We start from the raw sequence: 19976 nt of genomic DNA, 5'->3' as shown, positions 1-19976 counted from the left end.
GGCGCTCCTGTGGAGGCGCCCTTTAGGGGCGCGGGGAACTGCGCGGCCAGCCCACAACCACCCGCAGTCGCCGTAGGTCAGCAAGCGGCACCCCGTTGGGCACTACAGCAACTCCCTCAACCGCCCCGCCAACAGATCCCACCGCCACCTCTCCTCGACCCACTCCCGCCCCCGCTCCCCCATCCGGCGGCGCAGCTCGGAGTCGCCGAGCAGGGCGGTGACACGGTCGGCGGCCTCCTCAGGGGAGCCGCCCCGGACGACCCACCCCGTCTCACCGTCAAGCACCGCGTCCGGCGCGCCCCCGGAATCGCCGGCGACAACCGGCAGCCCCGTCGCGGACGCCTCCAGGTAGACGATGCCGAGCCCTTCCACGTCGAGCCCGCCGCGCCGCGTACGGCAGGGCATCGCGAAGACGTCGCCCGCGCCGTAGTGCGCGGGCAGCTCCGACCAGGGCACCGCGCCGGTGAAGCGGACCGAGCCGGCGACCCCCGTCTCGTGTGCGAGCCCCCGCAGCTGCTTCTCGTACGGTCCGCCGCCGACGATCAGCAGCACCGCCTCCGGCTCCTTGGCCAGGATCCGCGGCATCGCGAGGACGAGGGTGTCCTGCCCCTTGCGCGGGACGAGCCGCGAGACGCAGACGACGACCGGGCGGTCGGTGAGCCCGAGCCGGGCGCGGACCTCGTCGCCGCCCGAGCCGGGGTGGAAGGTCTTCTCGTCGACGCCGGGCGGCAGCTGGACCATGCGCGAGGCGGCGTCCGGGGTGAGCGCGGCGGCGATCCGGGAGCGCGTGTACTCCCCGAGGTAGGTGATGGTGTCCGTGGACTCGCCGATCCGGCGCAACAGCCCACGCGCCGCAGGCAGTTGGGCCCACCCGGCCTCGTGCCCGTGGGTGGTGGCCACAAGGCGTCGCGCGCCTGCCCGGCGCAACGCGGGCGCCATCAGGCCGAGCGGGGCCGCCGCCCCGAACCACACCGACGTACAGCCGTGTTCCCGCAGCAGTCCGACGGCGCGCCGGGTGGCCGCGGGCGTGGGCAGCAGCATCGTCGTGCGGTCGCGTACGACGGTGAAGGGTTGCTCGGCGTCGAAGGCGGCCGTGGCCTCGGCGCCCTCGCGGCCGCGCTTCCAGGTGGAGGCGTAGACGACGATCCGCTCGGGGTCCAGACGCAGCGCCATGTTGTGCAGGAAGGCCTGGATGCCGCCCGGCCTGGGCGGGAAGTCGTTCGTCACGATCAGGGTCTTGTGCATCGTGTTCGACACTAGCGAACCTATACTCACAGGTCCGCACGGCCGCGCTTGATGGCTTCCGCACAGCACCGCGCGCCATCATGACCCCGCCAGACCACATCCTCGGAGCACTCGCGGGACGCGCGAGATCCGGACGAACAAGGGCCAGGTGCGAATGACGGGCGCAAGGGGGGCGAGGTTCCCGTACGCGATGGTGGGGACCTGGGGTCTGACCAGGCTGGTACTGCTGCTCTTCGTCTTCAAGGTCCTCGTCTTCCCGGGCCCGGACGTCACGAGCGACGTCTCGGTGATCTACCAGGGCTGGTACGAGGTCCTGCGCACCGGCACCTTCCCGCTGGACGACGTCACCTGGCAGTACCCGCCGGCCGCCGCCCTGCCGATCCTCTCCCCCGGGCTGCTGCCCTTCCTCGACTACGCGTCGGCCTTCTTCGTGCTGGCCTTCCTCGCCGACCTCGTGGTGTTCGGGCTCCTCCAGTACGCGGGCCTGCGCTCCGGCAAGTCGCTGCGCGGCGCCTGGGTGTGGGTGATCGGCGTACCGCTGCTCGGGCCGACCGTGTACGCGCGGTACGACGTGATGGTGACGGCCGTCGTGGTGGCGGCGTTGCTCGCCGGGGCGCGCCATCCGCGGGTGATGGGGGCGCTCGTGGGCTTCGGGGCGATGCTGAAGGTGTGGCCGGTGCTGCTGCTCGTCGGGGCCGTCAAGCGCCGTGCGTGGGCCGCGGCGGCGGTCTCCGCAGCGGGGATCGCGGTGCTGTTCTCGGTGTCGATGCCGGGCGCCTTCGCCTTCCTGACCTTCCAGCGCGACCGCGGCACCGAGGTGGAGTCGCTCGGCTCCCTGGTCTTCCATGTGGCCCGGCAGTACGGCTGGGACGGGCAGGTGCTGCTCAACTACGGTTCCGTGGAGTTCCTCGGCGAGGGCGTCGACCTGGTGAGCACGGTGGCGCTGGTGCTCACCGCGGTCTCCTTCGGCTGGCTGCTGCTGTGGCGGCTGTGCGCGAAGCGGTTCCTGGCGCACACGCTCGCCGACGCAGCGTTCGTGGCGGTGCTGATGTTCACGACCACGAGCCGGGTGATCAGCCCGCAGTACATGGTGTGGCTGGTCGGACTCGCGGCCGTCTGCCTGTGCTTCCGCGGCAGTCGGATGGGCCTGCCGGTCGGCCTGGTGCTGATCGCGTCGTTCGTGACGGTCCTGGAGTTCCCGGTCTGGTTCTCGCACGTCGTGGTCAGCGACGGTCTCGGCGTCACCCTCCTCTTCGTCCGCAACGGCCTCCTGGTGATCGCCACCGTGTCCGCCGCCGTGCTGCTCTGGCGCGACACGGTCTCCGAGCCCTCCCTGGCGCTCCCCGCTCAGGCGGCCCGCACCAAGGAGACCTCGGCGTCCTCCTGACGCCCGGCCCACACCCGGAGAACGGCGCACTGCACGGTCATGGACAGCGCCAGGGCGAGACAGATCCCGGGCAGCCCGAGCCCCGACAAGGCGTAGGCGAGCGGGAGTTGGAACACCGTCCCGAGCAGCGTCACCCGTAGCAGCAGCGGCGCTCCCCCGCTCCCCTCGAAGACCCCGCCGAGTGCGATGAAGCAGGCCATCAGCAGCAGGTAGGGCCCGACGCAGCGCAGGAAGAGCACCCCCTCGTGCGCGACCTCGGGTCCGGCACCGAAGGCCGCCATGATCCAGGGGGCGAGAACGCCGAGCAGGGTCGCCGCGAGCAGCCCGGCCGCCCCCGAGACGAGTACGGCCTGCCGTCCGACGGCATCCCGCTCGTCGTGGCCCGCGCCCCTCAGGTGTGCCGTGTGGATCGAGGCGGCCTGCCGGACCGAGTAGAACGCCATGGTCGCGACGTACATGACCTTGTACGCGATGGAGTACGCGGCCACCGCCGTCACCCCGAGCCGGGCCACGATCGCGACCAGGACCAGCGCCCCGCCCTGCCGCACGGTGAAGTCGGCGGACATCGGCAGCCCGGTCGTCAGGGTGCGCCGGAGTGCGGCTCCGGTGGCCTCCGCGGGCGGGAAGGGCGCCGACTCCCGCAGCAGCGCGTTGCGGCGCAGGGCGCGCAGCCCGACCGCCAGGGCCAGGCAGCGGCACAGCACCGTCGAGACGGCGGCGCCCTGGACGCCGTACGCGTGGATGAGCAGCGGGTCGAGGCCGAGGATGAGGCCGTTGGCGAGGAGGGCCAGGCGCATCGGGGTGCGGGTGTCGCCGGTGCCCTTCAGGATGCCGTCGACGAGGTTCTGGGCGAAGAAGACGGCGATGCCCGGCAGGGAGATCGCGAAGTATCCGACGGCCAGGGACAGGGCGCGTCCGTCGCCGCCGAGGACGAGCCGGGCCAGCGGCTCCCGCAGCAGGTATCCGCCCACGGCGACCACGGGCGTCACCACCGCGAACAGCGCCCATCCCCCGCGGACGGCTGCCCGGACCGCGCCCGGGTCCCGGGCCCCTCTGGCGTGCGCGACCAGGACGGTCGTACCGGAGGCGAAGACCAGGGCGACGCCGAGCAGCACGTTCTCGGCGTTGGTCGCGACGGCGACGGCGGCCACCGCGGCGCCGCCGAGCCGGGAGACCCAGACGGTGTTGATGATCCCGGCGGCGACGGAGGCGAGCAGGGAGAGGTAGACGGGGTGGGCGAGCGCTATGAGCTGCTTGCGATGGGCGTTCACATGGACTCCCTCGATGCGATCTCGATGCGAGCTACCTCGTTTAGAGGTAGCTCGATAAGAGGTAGCATGTTCGTGCGAGACGCGCAATCGTCAACATCGGCCGCATCGTCCACGAGGAGTCGCCGCATGCTGGAGCTGTCGATCCTGGGCTTCCTGTCCGAAGAGCCCCTGCACGGCTACGAGTTGAAGGAGCGGATCAAGGCGCTGAGCGGCCATGTCCGCCCGGTCAGTGACGGCGCCCTCTACCCGGCGATCACGCGCCTGATCACCGCGGGCAAGCTGGACCAGCACGCCGAGTCCGGCAGCAGCGCGGCCCCCCGCCGCATCCTGTCGCTCACCGACAAGGGGCGCGAGGACCTCTTGGAGCGGCTGCGCCACCCCAAGCAGACGGAGATCACCGACCAGGTCCGCTTCAACACGCTGCTGGCGTTCCTGCGCCACCTGCCCGACCCCCGCGAGCAGGCTGCGGTGCTGCGCCGCCGTCAGGAGTTCCTGGACACGCCCGCGAGCTTCTTCTACCGGGACGGCAGCCCCGTACGGGCGGAGGAGACCGACGACCTCTTCCGGCAAGGCATGCTCCGGGTGGCGCGGGCGACGGGCGAGGCGGAGCGGAAGTGGCTGGCGGAGGCCATCACACAGCTGGAGAGCTGAACCGGCCGAGCCTGCCGAGGCTCAGCCCAGCTGCGCCTGCAGATAGTCCCGCCACAGTTCCGTGAACTCCTGCGGCGTCGTACCCAGCACATCCCGCAGCGCGTCCTCGACCGCCCCCGACCGCTTCTCGTGCTCACCCACGGCCCGGTAGAAGTCGTTGAGGCGGACCTCGCCCCAGCGGTCCGCGATCAGCCGGCAGGCCATCCAGCCGCCCTCGTACGCCTGCGCCAGCTTCCCCGCGTCCCCGGTGAACCCGAAGTCCGCGTCGACCGGCAGCGCGGCCGGGACATGCCCGTCCACGACGGCACGCTCCAGCTCCGGCGCGACCTGTACGGCGGTGCGCCCGCTGCCGAGGTAGCCGACCCAGTCCGCGTAGCCCTCGGAGAGCCACAGCGGGGTGGCGGCGGTGGTGTGGGTGCGGGTCGCGACATGCGTGGTCTCGTGGGTGAGGACGACCTGTTTGCCGAAGTCGCCGAGGACGCCGTACGCGTCGGGGTTGACGATGATCCGGTCCGCGGGTGCCTTCGCCGAGGCGCCCGCCTCGCCGGTGGTGACCGCCGCGATGCCCTGGTACCCGGACGCCTCGGCGCCCAGCAGTCCCGCCATGCCCTCCAGCGACCTCGGTACGAGCACGACGACATGGGCCGACCAGTCGGTGCCCCATGCCTGGGACACGGCGGGCACGGCACGGTCCGCGATGCCCGCGTAGGCGCGCAGCCGCTCGCCCGACTGCCCGACGCCCATCACGAGGCTGTGCTCACCCCGCAGGACCGTCACCGCCCCCTGCTCCCACAACTGCTCGCTGGCGTCCTTGGCGGGCTCGTCCGAGACGACGTACCACTTCCCGCCGCTACGGGTCAGGCTCAGGTCGCGGGCGGCCGTCACGGGCGCCTTGTCGTAGCCCTCGACGCGGTAGCTCAGCTCGGCGTCGGCGGTGGCCCGGTCGCCGGAGCGGTGGAAGCCGGTCACGCGGTACGACCAGGCCGCCAGCGGGACCTCGCGGAGATTCCCGAACTCGGCAACGGACGCGGCCGATTGACCGGTGGCCCGGTACGCCGGCTCGTCCCGGTCGAGGACGGCCGCCGCCCGCCGGTCCAGTACCCGCTGCACCTCGGCCTGCGCGCTGTCCGAGGCGGTGCGGCCGCCGCAGCCCACCAGCACGGCGAGCAACAGCACCAGGGAGAGCCCCGCTCGCGACGCGCGCCTTCGACCAGCCACGTTCCCGATCGTACGGTGAGTTCGCGCGGGGTCAGACCCTGGTGACCGACGAGACCGGCATCATGCCCACCGGGTCGTAGCGGACGGGCGCGCCCGGGTAGGGCGCGTGGATCACCTGCCCGTTGCCCATGTACATCGCGATGTGGCTGGCGTCGTCGCGGTAGGCGACCAGGTCGCCGGGCTGCGCCTGGCCGAGCGGCACCTGCCGTCCGGCGTACCGCTGGGCCTGCGAGGTGCGCGGCAGACCGACCCCGGCCTGCCCGTACGACCACTGCATGAGGCCCGAACAGTCGAAGCCGCCGGGCCCGTTGGAGCCCCACACGTACGGACGGCCGAGCGCGGAGCGGGCCGCGGCGACGGCGGCGGCCGCACGCCCCGAGGCGGGGACCGCGCCCCCGAAGTCGGGCATGTCGGAGCGCCCGGAGCGGGAGGCCCGGTCATAGGCGGCGCGCAGGGAGTCCGGCAGCGCGTTGAGCAGCTGCCGCGCCCGGGTCAGCTTCTGCTCGACGGTGCGTTTGTGCTGGGCGACGGCCTTGCGGCTCTTCTCCAGCTCGACGAGCTTGCCGGTGGCCTCCTCGCGCCGCTGGGCGAGGTCGCGCATGGCGGACTGGAGGTCCTTGAGTTCGCCGGCCTGGTGGGCGTTGATCCGGTCGAGCACGGCGGCCTTGTCGAGGTAGTCGTCGGGGTCGTCGGAGAACAGCAGCGCGAGGGAGGGGTCGATGCCGCCCGAGCGGTACTGGGCCCCGGCGAGCGAACCGAGCGCGTCCCGCATGGTGTTGATGCGTTCCTGCTGCCGGGCGATCTCGTCCTGGGCGTCACTCACCTGCTCGCGCAGCGAGTCGGCGCGCTCGTCGGCCTGGTTGTACTCCTCGGTGGCCTTCTCGGCCTGCTCGTACAGGCGGTCCACCTCGGCCCGGGTGTCGTCCTGGGGCGCTCCGGCGGCCGGTACGGCGCCGAGGGCCGCGGCGGCGGCGGACATCACGCAGACGGCGAAACCGGCGGCGCCGAAGGCCCGGTCGGAGCCGGACGGTGCAAGGCGGCGATGGGACCCCACGAGTGGCCGCACTCCCTTCCGCTGACGCTCCCCCGGAGTTGGGGGAAACGCGGCAGACAGTAGCCGTGCGACTACGCACCGACCAAAGACCCCGGCGGGCACACAACGTGACACCCCGCCGGAGACGCAGGTCACCGACGGGGTGTGGGGTCAGCTCGAGTCACCGCGATTCGCCCGTTTGGGCGGCGTGGCGACAGGCTCCCGGGAGCGGGTGCGTCAGATGCGGACGCCGAACTGGAAGGGCATGTTGCCGATCGACTCGTAGCGCACGACCGTGCCGGAGCGCGGGGCGTGCAGCACCTGGCCGTTGCCCGCGTAGAAACCGACGTGGTGCTGGTCGCTGTAGAAGATGACCAGGTCGCCGACCTGGAGATCGCTCTGCGAATAGATCCGGGTGCCGGCACTGGCCTGCGCCTGCGAGGTGCGCGGTATGGAGACACCGGCCTGGGCGTAGGCCCAGGAGGTCAGACCCGAGCAGTCGAACGAGGAGGGTCCTGAGGCGCCGTAGACGTACGGCGAGCCGAGCTTGGACTGCGCGGCGGCGTACGCGGAGGAGGCGCGGCCCGAGGCGGGAGCGGTCGACCCGCCGGCGGCGGCCTGAGCGGCGCTGCTGGCCTGCGCCTCTTTCGCGTCGAGGGCTGCCTGCTCCGCGGCCGTCAGGGTGTTGAGGAGCCGGTTCGCCTCGGCGAGCTTGGCCTGGACTTCCTTCTTGTTCTTGGCCAGCTCGGTCCGGGTGCTGGCGAGGTCCTTGAGCTTCTCGGAGGCTTCCTCGCGCTGCTGGGCGAGCGAACGCTGCTTCTCCTGGACCTTCTTCAAGGTCTCGACCTGCTGATTGCTCAGCTGGTCCATCGTGGACGCCTTGTCGAGGTAGTCGTCCGGGTCCGCGGAGAGGAACAGCTGCACGGAGGGGTCGATGGCGCCGGTGCGGTACTGGGCGGTGGCCATCGAACCGAGGCCGTCGCGCAGGTCGTTGAGCTCCTCCTGGCCGCGGGCCACGTTGTCCTGGAGCGTGTCGATCTGCTTCTGGAGCTTGTCCTGCTTCTCCGTGGCGCCGTTGAGCTTCTCGGAGGCCTGCTCGGCCTCCTCCTGAAGCTTGTCGACCTTGGTCTTGACCTCGTCGACGCTCGGCTTCTCGCTCGGCGCGGCGTTCGCGGCATTCGCGCTGAGGACCACGGCGGCTGCCGCGGCGGTGGTGAGCACGGTCACACGGGTGCGGCTCGGCTGCTTGGGACGACGGTGGGACGCCACGAAGGCGAGCTCCTTCTTCCTCCAGCCGCCTGCCGATTGCTCCGACGGGCGGGGCCCCCTTCACCGTCACTCCCAATGAGTGATCACCCGAGCGAAGGTTCGAGGCCTGACCCTAGTGACCTTCTTGTGATCAGTTCAAATCCTGATGGGAAAAATCTCGGTCACCGAGCGCATTCTTTGCACACAACTCACATGCAGTAATGCACATTTGACAGTACGTTGCGTGAAGGTCTCACCAATCCGGGCATCACGCCCAGACGTTACGCATGGTGCGTAGGTTGCCTTTGGGGCGTACGCGGCATCCGGCCGAACGCGCGGGCCAACCGTGCGAGAAGCGCTTCGGGCTAACCGTGCGAGAAGCGCTTGAGGAGCACCACCGAGGCCACCGGGCGCGCACCCGCCTTGGCGATCCCGTCGGCCACCTCACGGTCGGTGGAGACCACGATGACCGGCCGCCCCGGCGGCTCGGCGCGCACCAGCTGGCGGATCAACTCGTCCGCCGTGACACCGGCCTTGGAGAACAGCACCCGCACCCCGCGCGGCGGCGCGAGCAGCACGGGCGCGGCCAGCTCGGCCCCGTCGAAGACACACGTCACCTCGGCGCCGGTCTGCGCGGCGAGCTGCGAGAGCTGCCCGAGCAGCCTGAGCCGCTGCTTCTCCAACGGCATCTGCGGATAGCCGGTCTTGGTGACGTTGTAGCCGTCGACGACCAGATGCGCCTGCGGCAGCGCGAGCAGCTGGTCGAGGATCGCGGGATCGTTTTCGGACAGCGCGCGGGCGGCGATGTCCTTCGGCGTCATCCGTCCCGGTTCGACCGCGTCGACGGTCTCGGCGGGCCGCACGGAGACGGGCGGCAGCGCGAGCTCCCGCCGCAGCCCCTGGGTGGCCTCGAGGACCGTGTCGAGCAGCAGTCGTACGCGCATGTCCTCGACGCTGCGGCCCTCGCGCGCCGCTCTCCGCGTCGCCTCCAGGGCCGCCTCGGCCTCCCCGAGCCGCGCCTTGAGCCGCCGGGCCTCGCTCTCGGCGGCGGACAGCTGGGCCTGCCCCTCGGCCCGCGCGGTGTCCGTCTCGGCCTGGAGCTTGCGCACGGCCGCCTCGCCGCGCTTGACGTCGCTGAGGGCGCCGCGCAGCTTGCGGTGAAGCGATTCGGCTTCCTTCTTCGCCGACTCCAGCTCCGTACGCAGCCGTTCGGTCTCCGCCTTCGTATGGCCGCGGGCCTCCGCGAGCTCCTGGCGCAGCCGCTCCAGCTCCGCCCGGCTCTCCTCGTCGGCGCGCTCGGCGTCCGCCCGCAGGGCCTCCTCGCCCGCGGCGGCCACCAGCTTCACCCAGCCCGCGGGTCGCAGCACATAGGCCGCGGCCGCCACGTCCAGCGGATCCGCGGCCGGGGGCGGCGCGCCGGAGTCGAGGGCGCCGGTCAGCTCCGGCTGCGCCTCTCTCAGCTTCTCGGCGATACGCTGCCTGAAGAGCGGGTCGGTCTCCAGCGCGGAGGCCATCGCGTTACCGGCGAACTTGGCCCGCCGATTCGGCGCGAACCGCGCGAACTGCCGCAACTGCGTGGGCAGTTCACCGATGGTCAGCCCGCCGAAGCCGTCGGAGACGATCTGCACGACCCGCCGGCGCACGCCGTCGGGCAGCGGACGGTCGAGCACCTCGGCGGCGCCGTCGTCCGGCTCCCCGCCTGTGGTCTCCACCATCCGTCACCCCAATATCAGTGGGGCCCGCTCCCTCAGGAGCCGGCACCCGGCCTGTCCACGAGTTCCACCTGATCCAACGCGTTGCACCAGCGACAGCGCACCGACTCGATGGTCTCACTGACCACCTCGCGCTCCTCGACCTTGGGCTCCCCGGCGAGGTCGAGGTGCACATATTCGACGACCTTCGACGAACGGGTCACGTCGAACCGCGTGAGGTTGCCGCAGAGCGTGCAGCGCCACCGGGTCTCGGCAGTCGGGAGGGGAACCGTCATGTAGGTGTCGCTTTCCTTCTGGTATCCGTACCGCGCCAGTCTCCCTGGTGCGTATGGCTCGTAACCCTAAGGCCTGGCGGGTACTCGACGCTCGGCCGTCCACTGCGGCGAGGCGGTCTGTGCTCATCCGTCCGGTTACGCCATGCTCTGCACCATGATCGGCAACTGGAGTACGACGGTCGGCAGGACGGTGCGGGGTCGGTCGGCGCCGGTGACGTACGGGCTGATCGTCCTGTGCTGCCTGGTCTTCGTGATCGGCCCGGCCTCGGGACTCAATCCGGTGTACGGCACCGGGGACGAGCTGCTGGCCGCCCAGCGGGCCTACTTCCGCCGCTGGGGGGTGGTGCCCTCCGAACTGTTCACCGGGGACGCGCGTGCGGCGCTCACTCCGGCCACGGCCTTGTTCGTCCACGGCGGCTGGCTCCACCTCCTCGGCAACATGCTCTTCTTCTACGTCTTCGGGGCGATGACCGAGGAACGCATGGGGCACGTCGAGTTCGCCCTCTTCTATCTGGGCTGCGGTTATCTCGCCCTGCTGGGCTACGCGGCCGCCAACGCCGAGTCCCAGCAGACCCTGGTCGGCGCCTCCGGGGCGATCTCCGCGGTGCTCGGCGCGTTCCTGTACCTGTTCCCCAAGGCCCGGGTGACCAGTCTCTTCCCGTTCCTCTTCTTCCTGCCGCTGCGCTTCCCGGCCTGGGTGGTGCTGCCCTTCTGGGTGACCCTGCAATGGCTGGCGGCGGGCCGCGTCTCCGCCGGTCCCGGGGTCGCCTATCTGGCCCACCTGGTGGGCTTCTCGCTGGGCTTCGTCTACGCGTGGGTGCGCTTCGGCCGTACGGCTAGAGTGAAAACCCCAGCCGCGGCCCCCGAGGGAGAAAACCAGCCGTGATCACCGCGATCGTGCTCATCAAGACCAGCGTGGACCGGATCCCCGAGATCGCGGAATCGATCGCCGCCCTGGACAGCGTCAGCGAGGTCTTCTCGGTCACCGGTACGTACGACCTGATCGCCATGGTCCGCGTGAAGGCCCACGACGACCTGGCGGACGTCATCCCCGGCAAGATCAGCAAGATCCCGGGCGTCGAGGGCACGGACACCCACGTCGCGTTCCGTACGTACTCCCAGCACGACCTGGAGGCGGCGTTCGCGATCGGTCTGGACGGCTGAGAGCCGGTCCCGGTCAGGCGCTGACGTCCACGGCGGCGATTCCGCCCCCGGAGGGAACGTAGAGGCGCCTGTCGCTCAGTACGGGGCTGTGCTGGTCCTCCCCGGTCGACTTGCCGAGCGCCTCGCTCCACAGCGGCTTGCCGTCCAGGCCCAGGGCGCACAGGACGAGCCCGCTTCGCACATAGATTCGGTCTGCGGCCACCGCCGGTCCCGGCAGCCAGTCGCCGCCGATCTCGTACGTCCACGCGGTGGAGCCGTCGGCCGCCCTGATCGCGTCGACGGTGCCCTGCCCGGTGGTGATCGCAAGCGACTTGTTCCCGGTGACCAGCAGCCCGTTGCCGTCCGTCGACCGCTCCCACAGCTTCTTGCCGTCCAGGCTGAAGGCGTGCCGGTTCGTCTCGCCGCCGGACTCGGCCAGGAGGATCTCGCCGACCAGCGCGGGCCGGCCGATGTCGGTGCCCGCGGCGACCGACCAGATCCGGGTGCCGTCGGTGGCGTTCAGGGCCACCAGGCGGTCGCCGAAGGTTCCTGTGTAGATCACTTCGCCCGCCACCAGAGGGATGCCGGTCGGACCGGCGGGCGTGGTGGCGCTCCACAGCACGGCGCCGTCGGCGGCGTAGCAGCGCAGGCCTCCCACGTCGGTGTCGCCGGTGGCCACCACCACATCCGCACCCGCGAGAACGGGCGAGGCGTAGCCGTTCTCGCCGAGGGTGCTGGTCCACATGAGCTTCCCCGTCGCGTCCACCGCGCACAGCCGGCGCCGCACCCGCTCCTGGTCCCAGACGACACAGAAGATCCCGTCCGGGGTGACGACGGGCGTCGACACCTCCTCGCCGAGCTTGAGTGCCCAGCGCCGCCCGCCCGCACGGGACAGCGCCTGCAGCTTCCCGTTCGCGTCCCCGAAGTAGACGACCTCGCCGTCCGGCGACACGGCGACGCAGGGTCCGTACATGCCGCCGAGCCCTGCGGCGTCGTACTGCCAGGCGAGGGCGGCGGGATTCTGCACGCCCGCCGCGGACGCGGTCTCGGGGGACTCCGGGGAACCCGCTCCTTGCGTTCCGCTCTCCTGCCCGGGCCTGCGCAGCCACAGCCACCAGCCGGCTCCCCCGGTAGCTGCGACCACCGCCCCGCTCCCGAAAGCCGTCAACAGCCGCCTCCTCGAAGGCCGTTCGGGTGCCGATGCGACGGTCGGCGCCGAAGCTCCCGTGACCGTCATCGGGGCGACGTACTCGACGCGGCTCTCTCCCTCGCCCGACTCGCGCTCCGGAAGCCACCGTTCGTCCCCCGCGGCCGTCGCCGGTGCGGGGGCGAGCCACCCCGGCCGCAGCCCTGCCCGCAGGGAGGCCGCCGTGTGTCCGGCGGCCGTGACCACTTCCTCCGGGGTGGGCCGCTCCCCGGGCTCCTCCCGCAGACAGGCCTCGACCAGCGGAAGCAAGCGCGCCGGGACCCCTGAGAGATCGAAGTCCCGCGTCATGATGCGCAGCAGGATCACCGAGTCCTGGCCCTCCCCGAAGGGCTCGCGGCCGCTCGACGCGTACGCCAGTACGGCGCCCAGCGCGAAGACGTCACTCGGCGGTCCCACCTCGGAGCCGTTGCGGATCTGTTCGGGCGAGACGTATCCGACCGAGCCGACCATGGTGCCGGTGCGGGTCATCGCCGTCGCCTCAAGCGCCCGTACGATCCCGAAGTCGATGACCCGCGGACCGTCCGGTGCGAGGAGGATGTTGGACGGCTTGAGGTCGCGGTGCACCATGCCCTTGGCGTGGATCGCGGCGAGGGCCTCGCCCAGTGCCGCCGCGAAGGTGAGTACCGCGTCCTCGGGCAGCGGCCCGCCGTCGAGGACCGCGTCGCGCAGGTTCGGCCCGTCGACGAACTCCGTTGCCATCCAAGGCCGTTCACCCTCGGGGTCCGCGTCGACCACCCGCGCGGTGTACGTCCCGGTCCCGCCGACGGTCTGCGCGGCCCGCACCTCCTGGCGGAACCGGGCGCGGAAGGTGCGGTCCTCCGCGTGCTCGGCCCGCACCACCTTCACGGCCAGCCGGAGCCCGGCCCGCGACTCGGCGAGATAGACCTCGCCCATGCCGCCCGAGCCAAGCCTCCCGAGCACCTCGTACGGACCGATCCGCCGTGGATCCGTCTCCCGCAGCGCCTGCACTCCCCGCAACTCCCCTGTTTGCCGTACGGCCGCCGAGGGGGAGCGTATACGCCGTGCTCCTGTCAGGCGATTACACGGCCGGGACGCAACGCCCGTCCTCCGTACGGTAGTTCCACTTGGCGCCATCGAGGACGAGCTCCTTGACCGCGCGGACGAAACGCTCGACGTGCTCGTCCGGGGTGCCCGCGCCGAAGCTGACGCGGATGGCGTTGAGGGACTTCTCGCCGGGCGCGGCCTCGGGGGCGCCGCACTCGCCCTGGGTCTGAGGGTCGCTGCCGAGGAGGGTGCGCACCAGCGGGTGGGCGCAGAACAGGCCGTCGCGCACCCCGATGCCGTACTCGGCGGACAGCGCGGCCGCGAAGTGCGAGCTGTTCCAGCCCTCGACGACGAAGGAGATGACGCCGACGCGCGGGGCGTCGTCGCCGAAGAGCGAGAGGACCCGCACCTCGGGCACTTCGGCGAGACCCGCGCGGACGGTCTCGATGAGCTGCTGCTCACGGGCGACGAGCGTGTCGAAACCGGCCTCGGTGAGCGCCTTGCAGGCGGACGCGATCGAGTACACGCCGATCACGTTCGGCGAGCCCGCCTCGTGCCGGGCGGCGCTCTCGTGCCACTCCACGTCCACGCCGCCGTCCGTACGCCGGGACACCTTGCGGCTGGCGCCGCCGCCCGCGAGGTACGGCTCGGCCTCGCGCAGCCAGTCGGAGCGGCCCGCGAGGACACCGGAGCCGAAGGGGGCGTACAGCTTGTGCCCGGAGAAGGCGACCCAGTCGACGTCGAGGTCGCGCACCGACACCGGGTGGTGCGGGGCGAGCTGCGCGGCGTCGAGGACGATGCGCGCGCCGTGCGCGTGGGCGGCGGCGGCCAGTTCACGCACCGGCCACAGCTCACCGGTGACGTTCGAGGCGCCCGTGACGCAGACGAGGGCGGGGCCCTGGGGGTCGCGGGCGGCGAGGGCGCCCTCCAGGGTCGCGACGGCCTCCTGAGGCGTACGCGGGGCGTTCAGGTACGTCACCCGCGCGTCCCGCCAGGGCAGCAGCGAGGCGTGGTGCTCGGTCTCGAAGACGAAGACCTGGCAACCGGCCGGAAGGGCCCCGGCGAGCAGGTTCAGCGAGTCGGTGGTCGACCGGGTGAAGACGACCTGGTCGTCCGCACGGCAGTCCAGGAACTCGGCGACGGTGGTGCGGGAGTTCTCGAAGAGGTCGGTGGAGAGCTGGGAGAGGTACCCGGCCCCGCGGTGCACGCTGCCGTAGTACGGGGCGTACGCGGCCACGTCGTCCCACACGCGCTGGAGGGCCGGGGCGCTGGCGGCGTAGTCGAGAGCGGCGTACGTGACCTCGCCACCGGTGACGAGCAGGACGGTGACATCCCGGCCCAGAACGGGCAGCTGGGCACAAATGGTCTGGTCGGCGGCAGCGGTGGAGACAGACATGGCGAGCTCCTGTGAGAGGCAGGGGGAATCACCGCGCGAGCGGGTACGGGGACGTACGGCTCAGCGCGGGAAAAGGTGAAAGGGGTATGCGGAGAGGGGCTCTGCGCCCTATCGCATTCGCTTGCTCACAGAAGGCTCCCTCGAATGACCAGGACCCCTGGGCTCCATCCCTCAATCGAGGGCGAGGGGTCCGCGCTTGCCGTAGACCTCGCTGCCTACGGCCTGGTCTTCACCCGGAGCACCCCGCCACGGACGGAGGGTTGCTGGACAGTCGGCCGGGGCCTCATGACTGTCACTCATGACCTGCCGAAAAACCTACGCGACCCAATCGGGGCACCGCAACCCGTGTCCGGATCCCGGAACGCGAAAGGGGCCGGGCGTCCTACCCCGGCCCCACTCGAAACGCCACGACGGACCCGCTGGGCCCGTCCCGGCCGCTGCCTACGCGTTGGTGGCCGCCACCCACCGCTCCAGCGTCCGCTTGGCCGCCCCCGAGTCGATGGCCTCCGCCGCCTTCGCCATCCCGGCGCGGATCTGGTCCGCGAGCGGTCCGGCGCCCGGCGACAGGGCGACCAGCGCCGCCGCCGAGTTCAGCAGTACGGCGTCCCGCACCGGGCCCGTCTCGCCGTCGAGCAGCCGGCGCGCCACGTCCGCGTTGTACGTGGAGTCCGCGCCCCGCAGCGCCTCGATCGGGACCAGGTCGATGCCGACGTCCCTCGGGTCGAAGGTCTCCTCGGTGACCTTTCCGTCCCGTACGACCCACACCCGGGACGTGGACGTGATGGTCAGCTCGTCGAGCCCGTCGTCGCCGCGGAAAACCAGCGAGGAGTTGCCGCGCTCCGCGAAGACGCCCGCCACGATCGGCGCCATGCGGGGGTCCGCGACCCCGACCGCCTGCGCCTTCACCCGTGCCGGGTTCGTCAGCGGACCGAGTGCGTTGAAGACCGTACGGATGCCCAACTGCCCGCGCGCGGCGCCCACATGACGCAGCGCCGGGTGGAACTTCACCGCGAAGCAGAAGGTGATCCCGGCCTCCTCGGCCACCTCGGCCACCCGCTTCGTCGTCAGCTCCAGGTTGACCCCGAGCTTCTCGAGCACGTCGGACGCGCCGGAGGCCGAGGAGGCCGCCCGGTTGCCGTGCTTGACGACCTTCGCGCCCGTACCGGCGATGACGATCGCCGACATGGTGGAGATGTTGACGGTCTTCGCCCCGTCACCGCCCGTGCCGACGATGTCGACGGTGTCCCCCGGCACCTCGATCACATTGGCGTGCTCGTACATCATCCGTACGAGCCCGGTGATCTCCGCGACGGTCTCTCCCTTGGCCCGCAGAGCCACCGCGAACCCGGCGATCTGCGCGTCGGTCGCCTCACCGCGCATCATCAGGTTCATCGCCCAGGCGGTGTCGTCCGCGCTCAGGTCACGGCCGTCGAGCAGGCCGTTCAGCAACGCCGGCCAGGAACGGCCCGCCGCGGTGTCGCCTCCAGCGGGGTTCACAGCGCTCATGGTCGCTCCTGGGTTCTCAGAGAGGTACGAGGGTGGACTCACCCCCGTACGTAGGGGTGAGTCCACCCTATCCAGCCCGGGAGACGGCAAAGAGCCCCGTCCATGCAATGGACGGGGCTCCAGCCGTGGCGATCAGCGAGGATCGTCGAGGAGATCAGTGGTGGCCGTGGCCGCTCGTGATCTCCTTGTACTCCTCGACGGTGGGCTTGGGGATCTGCTGGTCCTCCCCGTAGTAGCCCTTGCTGAGCTTGGCGCGCAGCTTCTGCGAGCCCTTCACCTTGCGCTCGACACCGTTCTTGTCGACCGACGGGCCGATCTGGGCCGGCTCGTACTGCTCGTGCGCCGTGAGCGTGTGCAGAGCCGCCTGGCTGAGCGGCTCGTGGATCTCGATGAACTCACCGTGCGGCAGGCGCTTGATGATGCCCGACTCGCGGCCGTGCAGCACCTTGTCCCGGTCCCGGCGCTGAAGGCCGAGGCAGATCCGCTTGGTGATGACGAACGCCAGCACCGGAGCGACGAAGAACGCGATCCGTACGAACCAGGTGATCGAGTTGATCGACAGGTGGAAGTGCGTGGCCCAGAGGTCGTTTCCACCACCGATCAGCAGAACCATGTACCAGGTGATCCACGCGACACCGAAGGCCGTACGCGTCGGGACGTTGCGCGGGCGGTCCAGGATGTGGTGCTCGCGCTTGTCGCCGGTGACCCAGGACTCGATGAACGGGTAGACCGCGATCGCGACCAGGACCAGCGGGAAGATCACCAGCGGGATGAACACGCCCAGCACGAGCGTGTGGCCCCAGAGGTTGATCTCCCAGCCCGGCATGAACCGGATCAGGCCTTCGGAGAAGCCCATGTACCAGTCGGGCTGGGCGCCGGTGGACACCTGGTCCGGACGGTAGGGGCCCATGGTCCAGATCGGGTTGATCGAGGCGATCGCCGAGACGGCCGCGATGACACCGAAGACCAGGAAGAAGAAGCCTCCGGCCTTGGCCATGTAGACCGGCAGCAGCGGCATGCCGACGACGTTGTTGTTCGTCTTTCCGGGGCCCGCGAACTGCGTGTGCTTGTGGTAGAAGACCAGGATCAGGTGGCCGACCACCAGGCCGAGCATGATGCCCGGCAGCAGCAGTACGTGGATCGAGTAGAAGCGGGCCACGAAGTCGCCGCCCGGGAACTCGCCGCCGAAGAGGAAGAACGAGAGGTACGTGCCCACGATCGGCACGGACAGGACCGCGCCCTCCATGAAGCGCACACCGGTGCCGGAGAGCAGGTCGTCCGGGAGCGAGTAGCCGGTGAAGCCGGTGAACATGCCCAGGACGAACAGCAGGAAGCCGAACAGCCAGTTGACCTCACGCGGCTTGCGGAACGCACCCGTGAAGAACACACGCATCATGTGCACGAACATGCCGGCGAGGAAGATCAGCGCCGCCCAGTGGTGGATCTGGCGGATCAGCAGACCACCGCGCACATCGAAGGAGATGTGCATGGTCGAGTTGAACGCCTCCGACATCAGCTGTCCCTGGAGCGGGACATAGCTGCCGTCGTACGTCACCTCGTTCATCGACGGGTGGAAGAACAGCGTCAGATACACACCCGTGAGGATGATGATGATGAAGCTGTAGAGGCAGATCTCACCCAGCATGAACGACCAGTGGTCGGGGAAGATCTTGCGCATGTTGGTCTTGGCCAGGGAGTAGATCCCCAGCCGGCCATCCGCCCAGTCGGCGACGCGCTCGCCCGCCGGTGCCTTCTCCCGCGAGGTCGACTCGCCCGAGTCGGGGGTTTTCGTAGTGCTCATCCGCGCTCCCAGAAAGCAGGACCGACGGGCTCTTCGAAGTCGCCGAGCGCCTCGAGGTAGCCCTCAGCGTTCACACCGATGCGCAGCTGCGGCAGGGCGTGACCGGCCGGGCCGAAGATCACTCGGGCACCGTCGGAGAGGTCGAAGGTGGACTGGTGGCACGGGCAGAGGACGTGGTGCGTCTGCTGCTCGTACAGGGAGATCGGGCAACCGACGTGGGTGCAGATCTTCGAGTACGCCACGATGCCCTCGTGCGACCACTCGAGTTCCTGCTTGTCCTTGATGTTGTCCGGCTGGAGCCGGACGATCATCAGGGCCGCCTTGGCGATCTCGGTCTGGAACTCCTCGTCGTGCTCCTCCAGGCCCTCGGGCTTGGCGAAGGTGAGCGAGCCGACGACGACGTCCGAGGGACGCAGCGGCTCGTTCGTGTTCATGTTGACGAGCTGCAGACCCTTGCGCCACATCGTGTGACGGAGGCTGGTCCCCGGCAGCGGGCCGAGGTCGCGCAGCAGCATGACGCCGGAGAGCGGGAACAGGGCCAGCGCACCGAACATCGTGTTGCGGATCAGCTTGCGCCGACCGATCGCGGACTCCTTGGCGCCGTCCTTGAAGTCGGCCATGACCTTGGCCTTGACCTCGGGCGACGCCTCGATCGGGTGACGCTCGTCGGCGATCTCCACGTCGGACATCAGGGTGCGGGCCCAGTGGACCGCGCCCGCGCCGATCGAGAACAGCGCTACGCCGAGCGTCATGCCCAGCGCGAAGTTCAGCGCGCTGACGTGCCCGATCGGGAAGATGTAGACGGCCCTGTCGGCCGGGATCGCCACGTACGAGGCGATGAAACCGACCGTGGCCACCATCGACAGCGTGAACAGGAAGGCGACCACACGCTCGGAGCGCCTCGCTGCCTGCTCGTCGATGTCCTGGACGCGGTGCTCGTGGGGCGGCAGCCCCGGGTCGGCGAACGGGTCCTTCTCGTTCGCGACCGACACGGCACCGTGTCCATGGTCGTCGGTGGCCCGCTCGGCGGGCAGGTTCTCTTCTGGAATGTCTTGGCTACTCATCACTTCTTGGCCTTTGCGGTCCGAGCGGCGACCCAGACGGCGACAGCGATCAGGGCACCGAGTCCGAAGATCCAGGCGAACAGGCCCTCGCTGACCGGCCCCAGGCCACCCAGGCTGAGACCGCCCGGGTCCACAGTGTCGCCACCGTTGACCGCGTCGAGGTACGCGATGATGTCCTTCTTGTTCTGCTCCGACATGATCGTTTCAGGGAAGGAAGGCATGTTCTGCGGGCCGGTCTGCATGGCCTCGTAGATGTGCTTCGGGGAAACACCTTCCAGGTCGGGCGCGAACTTGCCCTCGGACAGTGCACCGCCCTTGCCGGTGAAGTTGTGGCACTGCGCGCAGTTGGTGCGGAAGAGTTCGCCACCCTTGGCGATGTCCGCGCCCTCGGGGCTGACCTGGTTCTCGGTCGGCACCGTGGGACCGGCGCCCAGCGAGGCGATGTACGCCGCGAGCTGGTCGATCTCGGCCTGCGAGTAGATGACCTTCTTCTTCGGGACCTGCGCGCCCGGCTGCTGGGCCGGCATACGGCCGGTGCCGACCTGGAAGTCGACGGCGGCTGCGCCGACGCCCACCAGGCTCGGACCGTCGGAACTGCCCTGACCGCCGGTGCCATGGCAGCTTGCGCAGCCCACGGCGTAGAGCTTCTTGCCCTCGTCGATGGCAAGGGACTGGGCGGTTTCGTCGGCCTGCGCCTGGCTCGCGGGTGCGAACGCGGCGTACAGCCCCCCGGTGGCCGCCAGCGCGAGGAGTAGGACGACGACCGCCGCCAGCGGATGGCGTCGTCGTGCGGAGAGCTTTTTCACGGATTACC

General features: G+C 70.5%; 17 protein-coding genes and 1 riboswitch. Of the genes, 4 read left to right on the top strand and 13 right to left on the bottom strand.

Annotation, left to right across the window (positions count from 1 at the left end):
• Positions 1-102: 102 nt before the first annotated feature.
• Positions 103-1245: a glycosyltransferase family 4 protein gene (locus tag OG246_RS20245; protein ID WP_266465117.1), complete on the bottom strand. Its 1143-nt coding sequence runs from the start codon at positions 1243-1245 to the stop codon at positions 103-105.
• Positions 1246-1399: 154 nt separating this feature from the next.
• On the opposite strand from OG246_RS20245, the gene OG246_RS20240 reads away from it, so the two are divergent.
• On the top strand, positions 1400-2632 hold the full coding sequence (locus OG246_RS20240) for a glycosyltransferase 87 family protein (protein ID WP_266465114.1): 1233 nt from the start codon (positions 1400-1402) through the stop codon (positions 2630-2632).
• On the opposite strand, the gene OG246_RS20235 is transcribed toward OG246_RS20240, so the two are convergent.
• Complete coding sequence (locus OG246_RS20235; RefSeq protein ID WP_266465111.1) at positions 2593-3903, bottom strand: MATE family efflux transporter; 1311 nt, start codon at positions 3901-3903, stop codon at positions 2593-2595. The genes OG246_RS20240 and OG246_RS20235 overlap by 40 nt on opposite strands.
• Positions 3904-4029: 126 nt before the next feature.
• On the opposite strand from OG246_RS20235, the gene OG246_RS20230 reads away from it, so the two are divergent.
• A complete protein-coding gene (locus OG246_RS20230; RefSeq protein WP_266465109.1) occupies positions 4030-4554 on the top strand; it encodes a PadR family transcriptional regulator in 525 nt (174 codons plus the stop codon).
• A 21-nt stretch (positions 4555-4575) separates the two neighbouring features.
• On the opposite strand, the gene OG246_RS20225 is transcribed toward OG246_RS20230, so the two are convergent.
• From OG246_RS20225 to OG246_RS20205, 5 genes are all read right to left on the bottom strand, one after another.
• On the bottom strand, positions 4576-5772 hold the full coding sequence (locus OG246_RS20225) for a hypothetical protein (RefSeq protein ID WP_266465106.1): 1197 nt from the start codon (positions 5770-5772) through the stop codon (positions 4576-4578).
• Between the two features lie 31 nt (positions 5773-5803).
• Positions 5804-6826 (bottom strand): NlpC/P60 family protein, encoded by a 1023-nt coding sequence (locus OG246_RS20220; protein ID WP_266465103.1) that lies wholly within the window; start codon positions 6824-6826, stop codon positions 5804-5806.
• 216 nt (positions 6827-7042) lie between these two features.
• Entirely contained in the window at positions 7043-8074 is a 1032-nt protein-coding gene (locus tag OG246_RS20215) for a C40 family peptidase (protein ID WP_266465100.1), read from the bottom strand.
• A gap of 344 nt (positions 8075-8418) precedes the next feature.
• Complete coding sequence (locus OG246_RS20210) at positions 8419-9768, bottom strand: NYN domain-containing protein (protein WP_266465098.1); 1350 nt, start codon at positions 9766-9768, stop codon at positions 8419-8421.
• 32 nt (positions 9769-9800) lie between these two features.
• Complete coding sequence (locus OG246_RS20205) at positions 9801-10040, bottom strand: hypothetical protein (RefSeq protein WP_266465096.1); 240 nt, start codon at positions 10038-10040, stop codon at positions 9801-9803.
• 154 nt (positions 10041-10194) lie between these two features.
• Here OG246_RS20205 and OG246_RS20200 point away from each other — a divergent pair, with 154 nt between their 5' ends.
• Both OG246_RS20200 and OG246_RS20195 read left to right on the top strand, forming a co-directional pair.
• Complete coding sequence (locus OG246_RS20200; protein ID WP_266470754.1) at positions 10195-10926, top strand: rhomboid family intramembrane serine protease; 732 nt, start codon at positions 10195-10197, stop codon at positions 10924-10926.
• On the top strand, positions 10923-11204 hold the full coding sequence (locus OG246_RS20195) for an Lrp/AsnC family transcriptional regulator (protein WP_266465093.1): 282 nt from the start codon (positions 10923-10925) through the stop codon (positions 11202-11204). The genes OG246_RS20200 and OG246_RS20195 overlap by 4 nt, the downstream gene beginning before the upstream one ends.
• 13 nt (positions 11205-11217) lie before the next feature.
• On the opposite strand, the gene OG246_RS20190 is transcribed toward OG246_RS20195, so the two are convergent.
• The 6 genes from OG246_RS20190 to OG246_RS20165 form a co-directional block, all read right to left on the bottom strand.
• Positions 11218-13359, bottom strand: coding sequence for a PQQ-binding-like beta-propeller repeat protein (locus OG246_RS20190; protein ID WP_266465088.1), 2142 nt, complete (start codon positions 13357-13359; stop codon positions 11218-11220).
• 70 nt (positions 13360-13429) lie between these two features.
• The gene (locus tag OG246_RS20185) at positions 13430-14791 is read right to left on the bottom strand and encodes an aminotransferase class V-fold PLP-dependent enzyme (protein WP_266465085.1); all 1362 of its coding nucleotides are present in this window, start codon (positions 14789-14791) and stop codon (positions 13430-13432) included.
• 187 nt (positions 14792-14978) lie between these two features.
• Positions 14979-15095, bottom strand: a riboswitch (SAM riboswitch).
• A gap of 137 nt (positions 15096-15232) precedes the next feature.
• The gene (trpD, locus tag OG246_RS20180; RefSeq protein ID WP_266465082.1) at positions 15233-16297 is read right to left on the bottom strand and encodes an anthranilate phosphoribosyltransferase; all 1065 of its coding nucleotides are present in this window, start codon (positions 16295-16297) and stop codon (positions 15233-15235) included.
• A 154-nt stretch (positions 16298-16451) separates the two neighbouring features.
• Complete coding sequence (locus tag OG246_RS20175; RefSeq protein WP_266465081.1) at positions 16452-18098, bottom strand: cytochrome bc complex cytochrome b subunit; 1647 nt, start codon at positions 18096-18098, stop codon at positions 16452-16454.
• Positions 18095-19162 carry a ubiquinol-cytochrome c reductase iron-sulfur subunit gene (locus tag OG246_RS20170; RefSeq protein WP_266465078.1) on the bottom strand — a complete coding sequence of 356 codons (1068 nt, stop codon included), beginning with the start codon at positions 19160-19162 and terminating at the stop codon, positions 18095-18097. The genes OG246_RS20175 and OG246_RS20170 overlap by 4 nt, the downstream gene beginning before the upstream one ends.
• The gene (locus OG246_RS20165) at positions 19162-19968 is read right to left on the bottom strand and encodes a c-type cytochrome (protein WP_266465075.1); all 807 of its coding nucleotides are present in this window, start codon (positions 19966-19968) and stop codon (positions 19162-19164) included. The genes OG246_RS20170 and OG246_RS20165 overlap by 1 nt, the downstream gene beginning before the upstream one ends.
• Between the last annotated feature and the right edge of the window lie 8 nt (positions 19969-19976).

It is taken from the genome of Streptomyces sp. NBC_00620 (assembly GCF_026341825.1).
Classification (GTDB): Bacteria; Actinomycetota; Actinomycetes; order Streptomycetales; family Streptomycetaceae; genus Streptomyces.
The sequence above is the reverse complement of the archived record's forward strand: the minus strand, read 5'-3'. Positions and strand labels throughout refer to the sequence as shown.

Excerpts from the sequence above, each read along its gene's own strand:
- OG246_RS20245 (WP_266465117.1), bottom strand. The coding sequence starts at position 1,245 with ATGCACAAGACCCTGATCGTGACGAACGACTTCCCGCCCAGGCCGGGC.
- OG246_RS20240 (WP_266465114.1), top strand. The coding sequence starts at position 1,400 with ATGACGGGCGCAAGGGGGGCGAGGTTCCCGTACGCGATGGTGGGGACC.
- OG246_RS20230 (WP_266465109.1), top strand. The coding sequence starts at position 4,030 with ATGCTGGAGCTGTCGATCCTGGGCTTCCTGTCCGAAGAGCCCCTGCAC.
- OG246_RS20210 (WP_266465098.1), bottom strand. The coding sequence starts at position 9,768 with ATGGTGGAGACCACAGGCGGGGAGCCGGACGACGGCGCCGCCGAGGTG.
- OG246_RS20205 (WP_266465096.1), bottom strand. The coding sequence starts at position 10,040 with ATGACGGTTCCCCTCCCGACTGCCGAGACCCGGTGGCGCTGCACGCTC.
- OG246_RS20200 (WP_266470754.1), top strand. The coding sequence starts at position 10,195 with ATGATCGGCAACTGGAGTACGACGGTCGGCAGGACGGTGCGGGGTCGG.
- OG246_RS20185 (WP_266465085.1), bottom strand. The coding sequence starts at position 14,791 with ATGTCTGTCTCCACCGCTGCCGCCGACCAGACCATTTGTGCCCAGCTG.
- trpD (WP_266465082.1), bottom strand. The coding sequence starts at position 16,297 with ATGAGCGCTGTGAACCCCGCTGGAGGCGACACCGCGGCGGGCCGTTCC.
- OG246_RS20175 (WP_266465081.1), bottom strand. The coding sequence starts at position 18,098 with ATGAGCACTACGAAAACCCCCGACTCGGGCGAGTCGACCTCGCGGGAG.
- OG246_RS20170 (WP_266465078.1), bottom strand. The coding sequence starts at position 19,162 with ATGAGTAGCCAAGACATTCCAGAAGAGAACCTGCCCGCCGAGCGGGCC.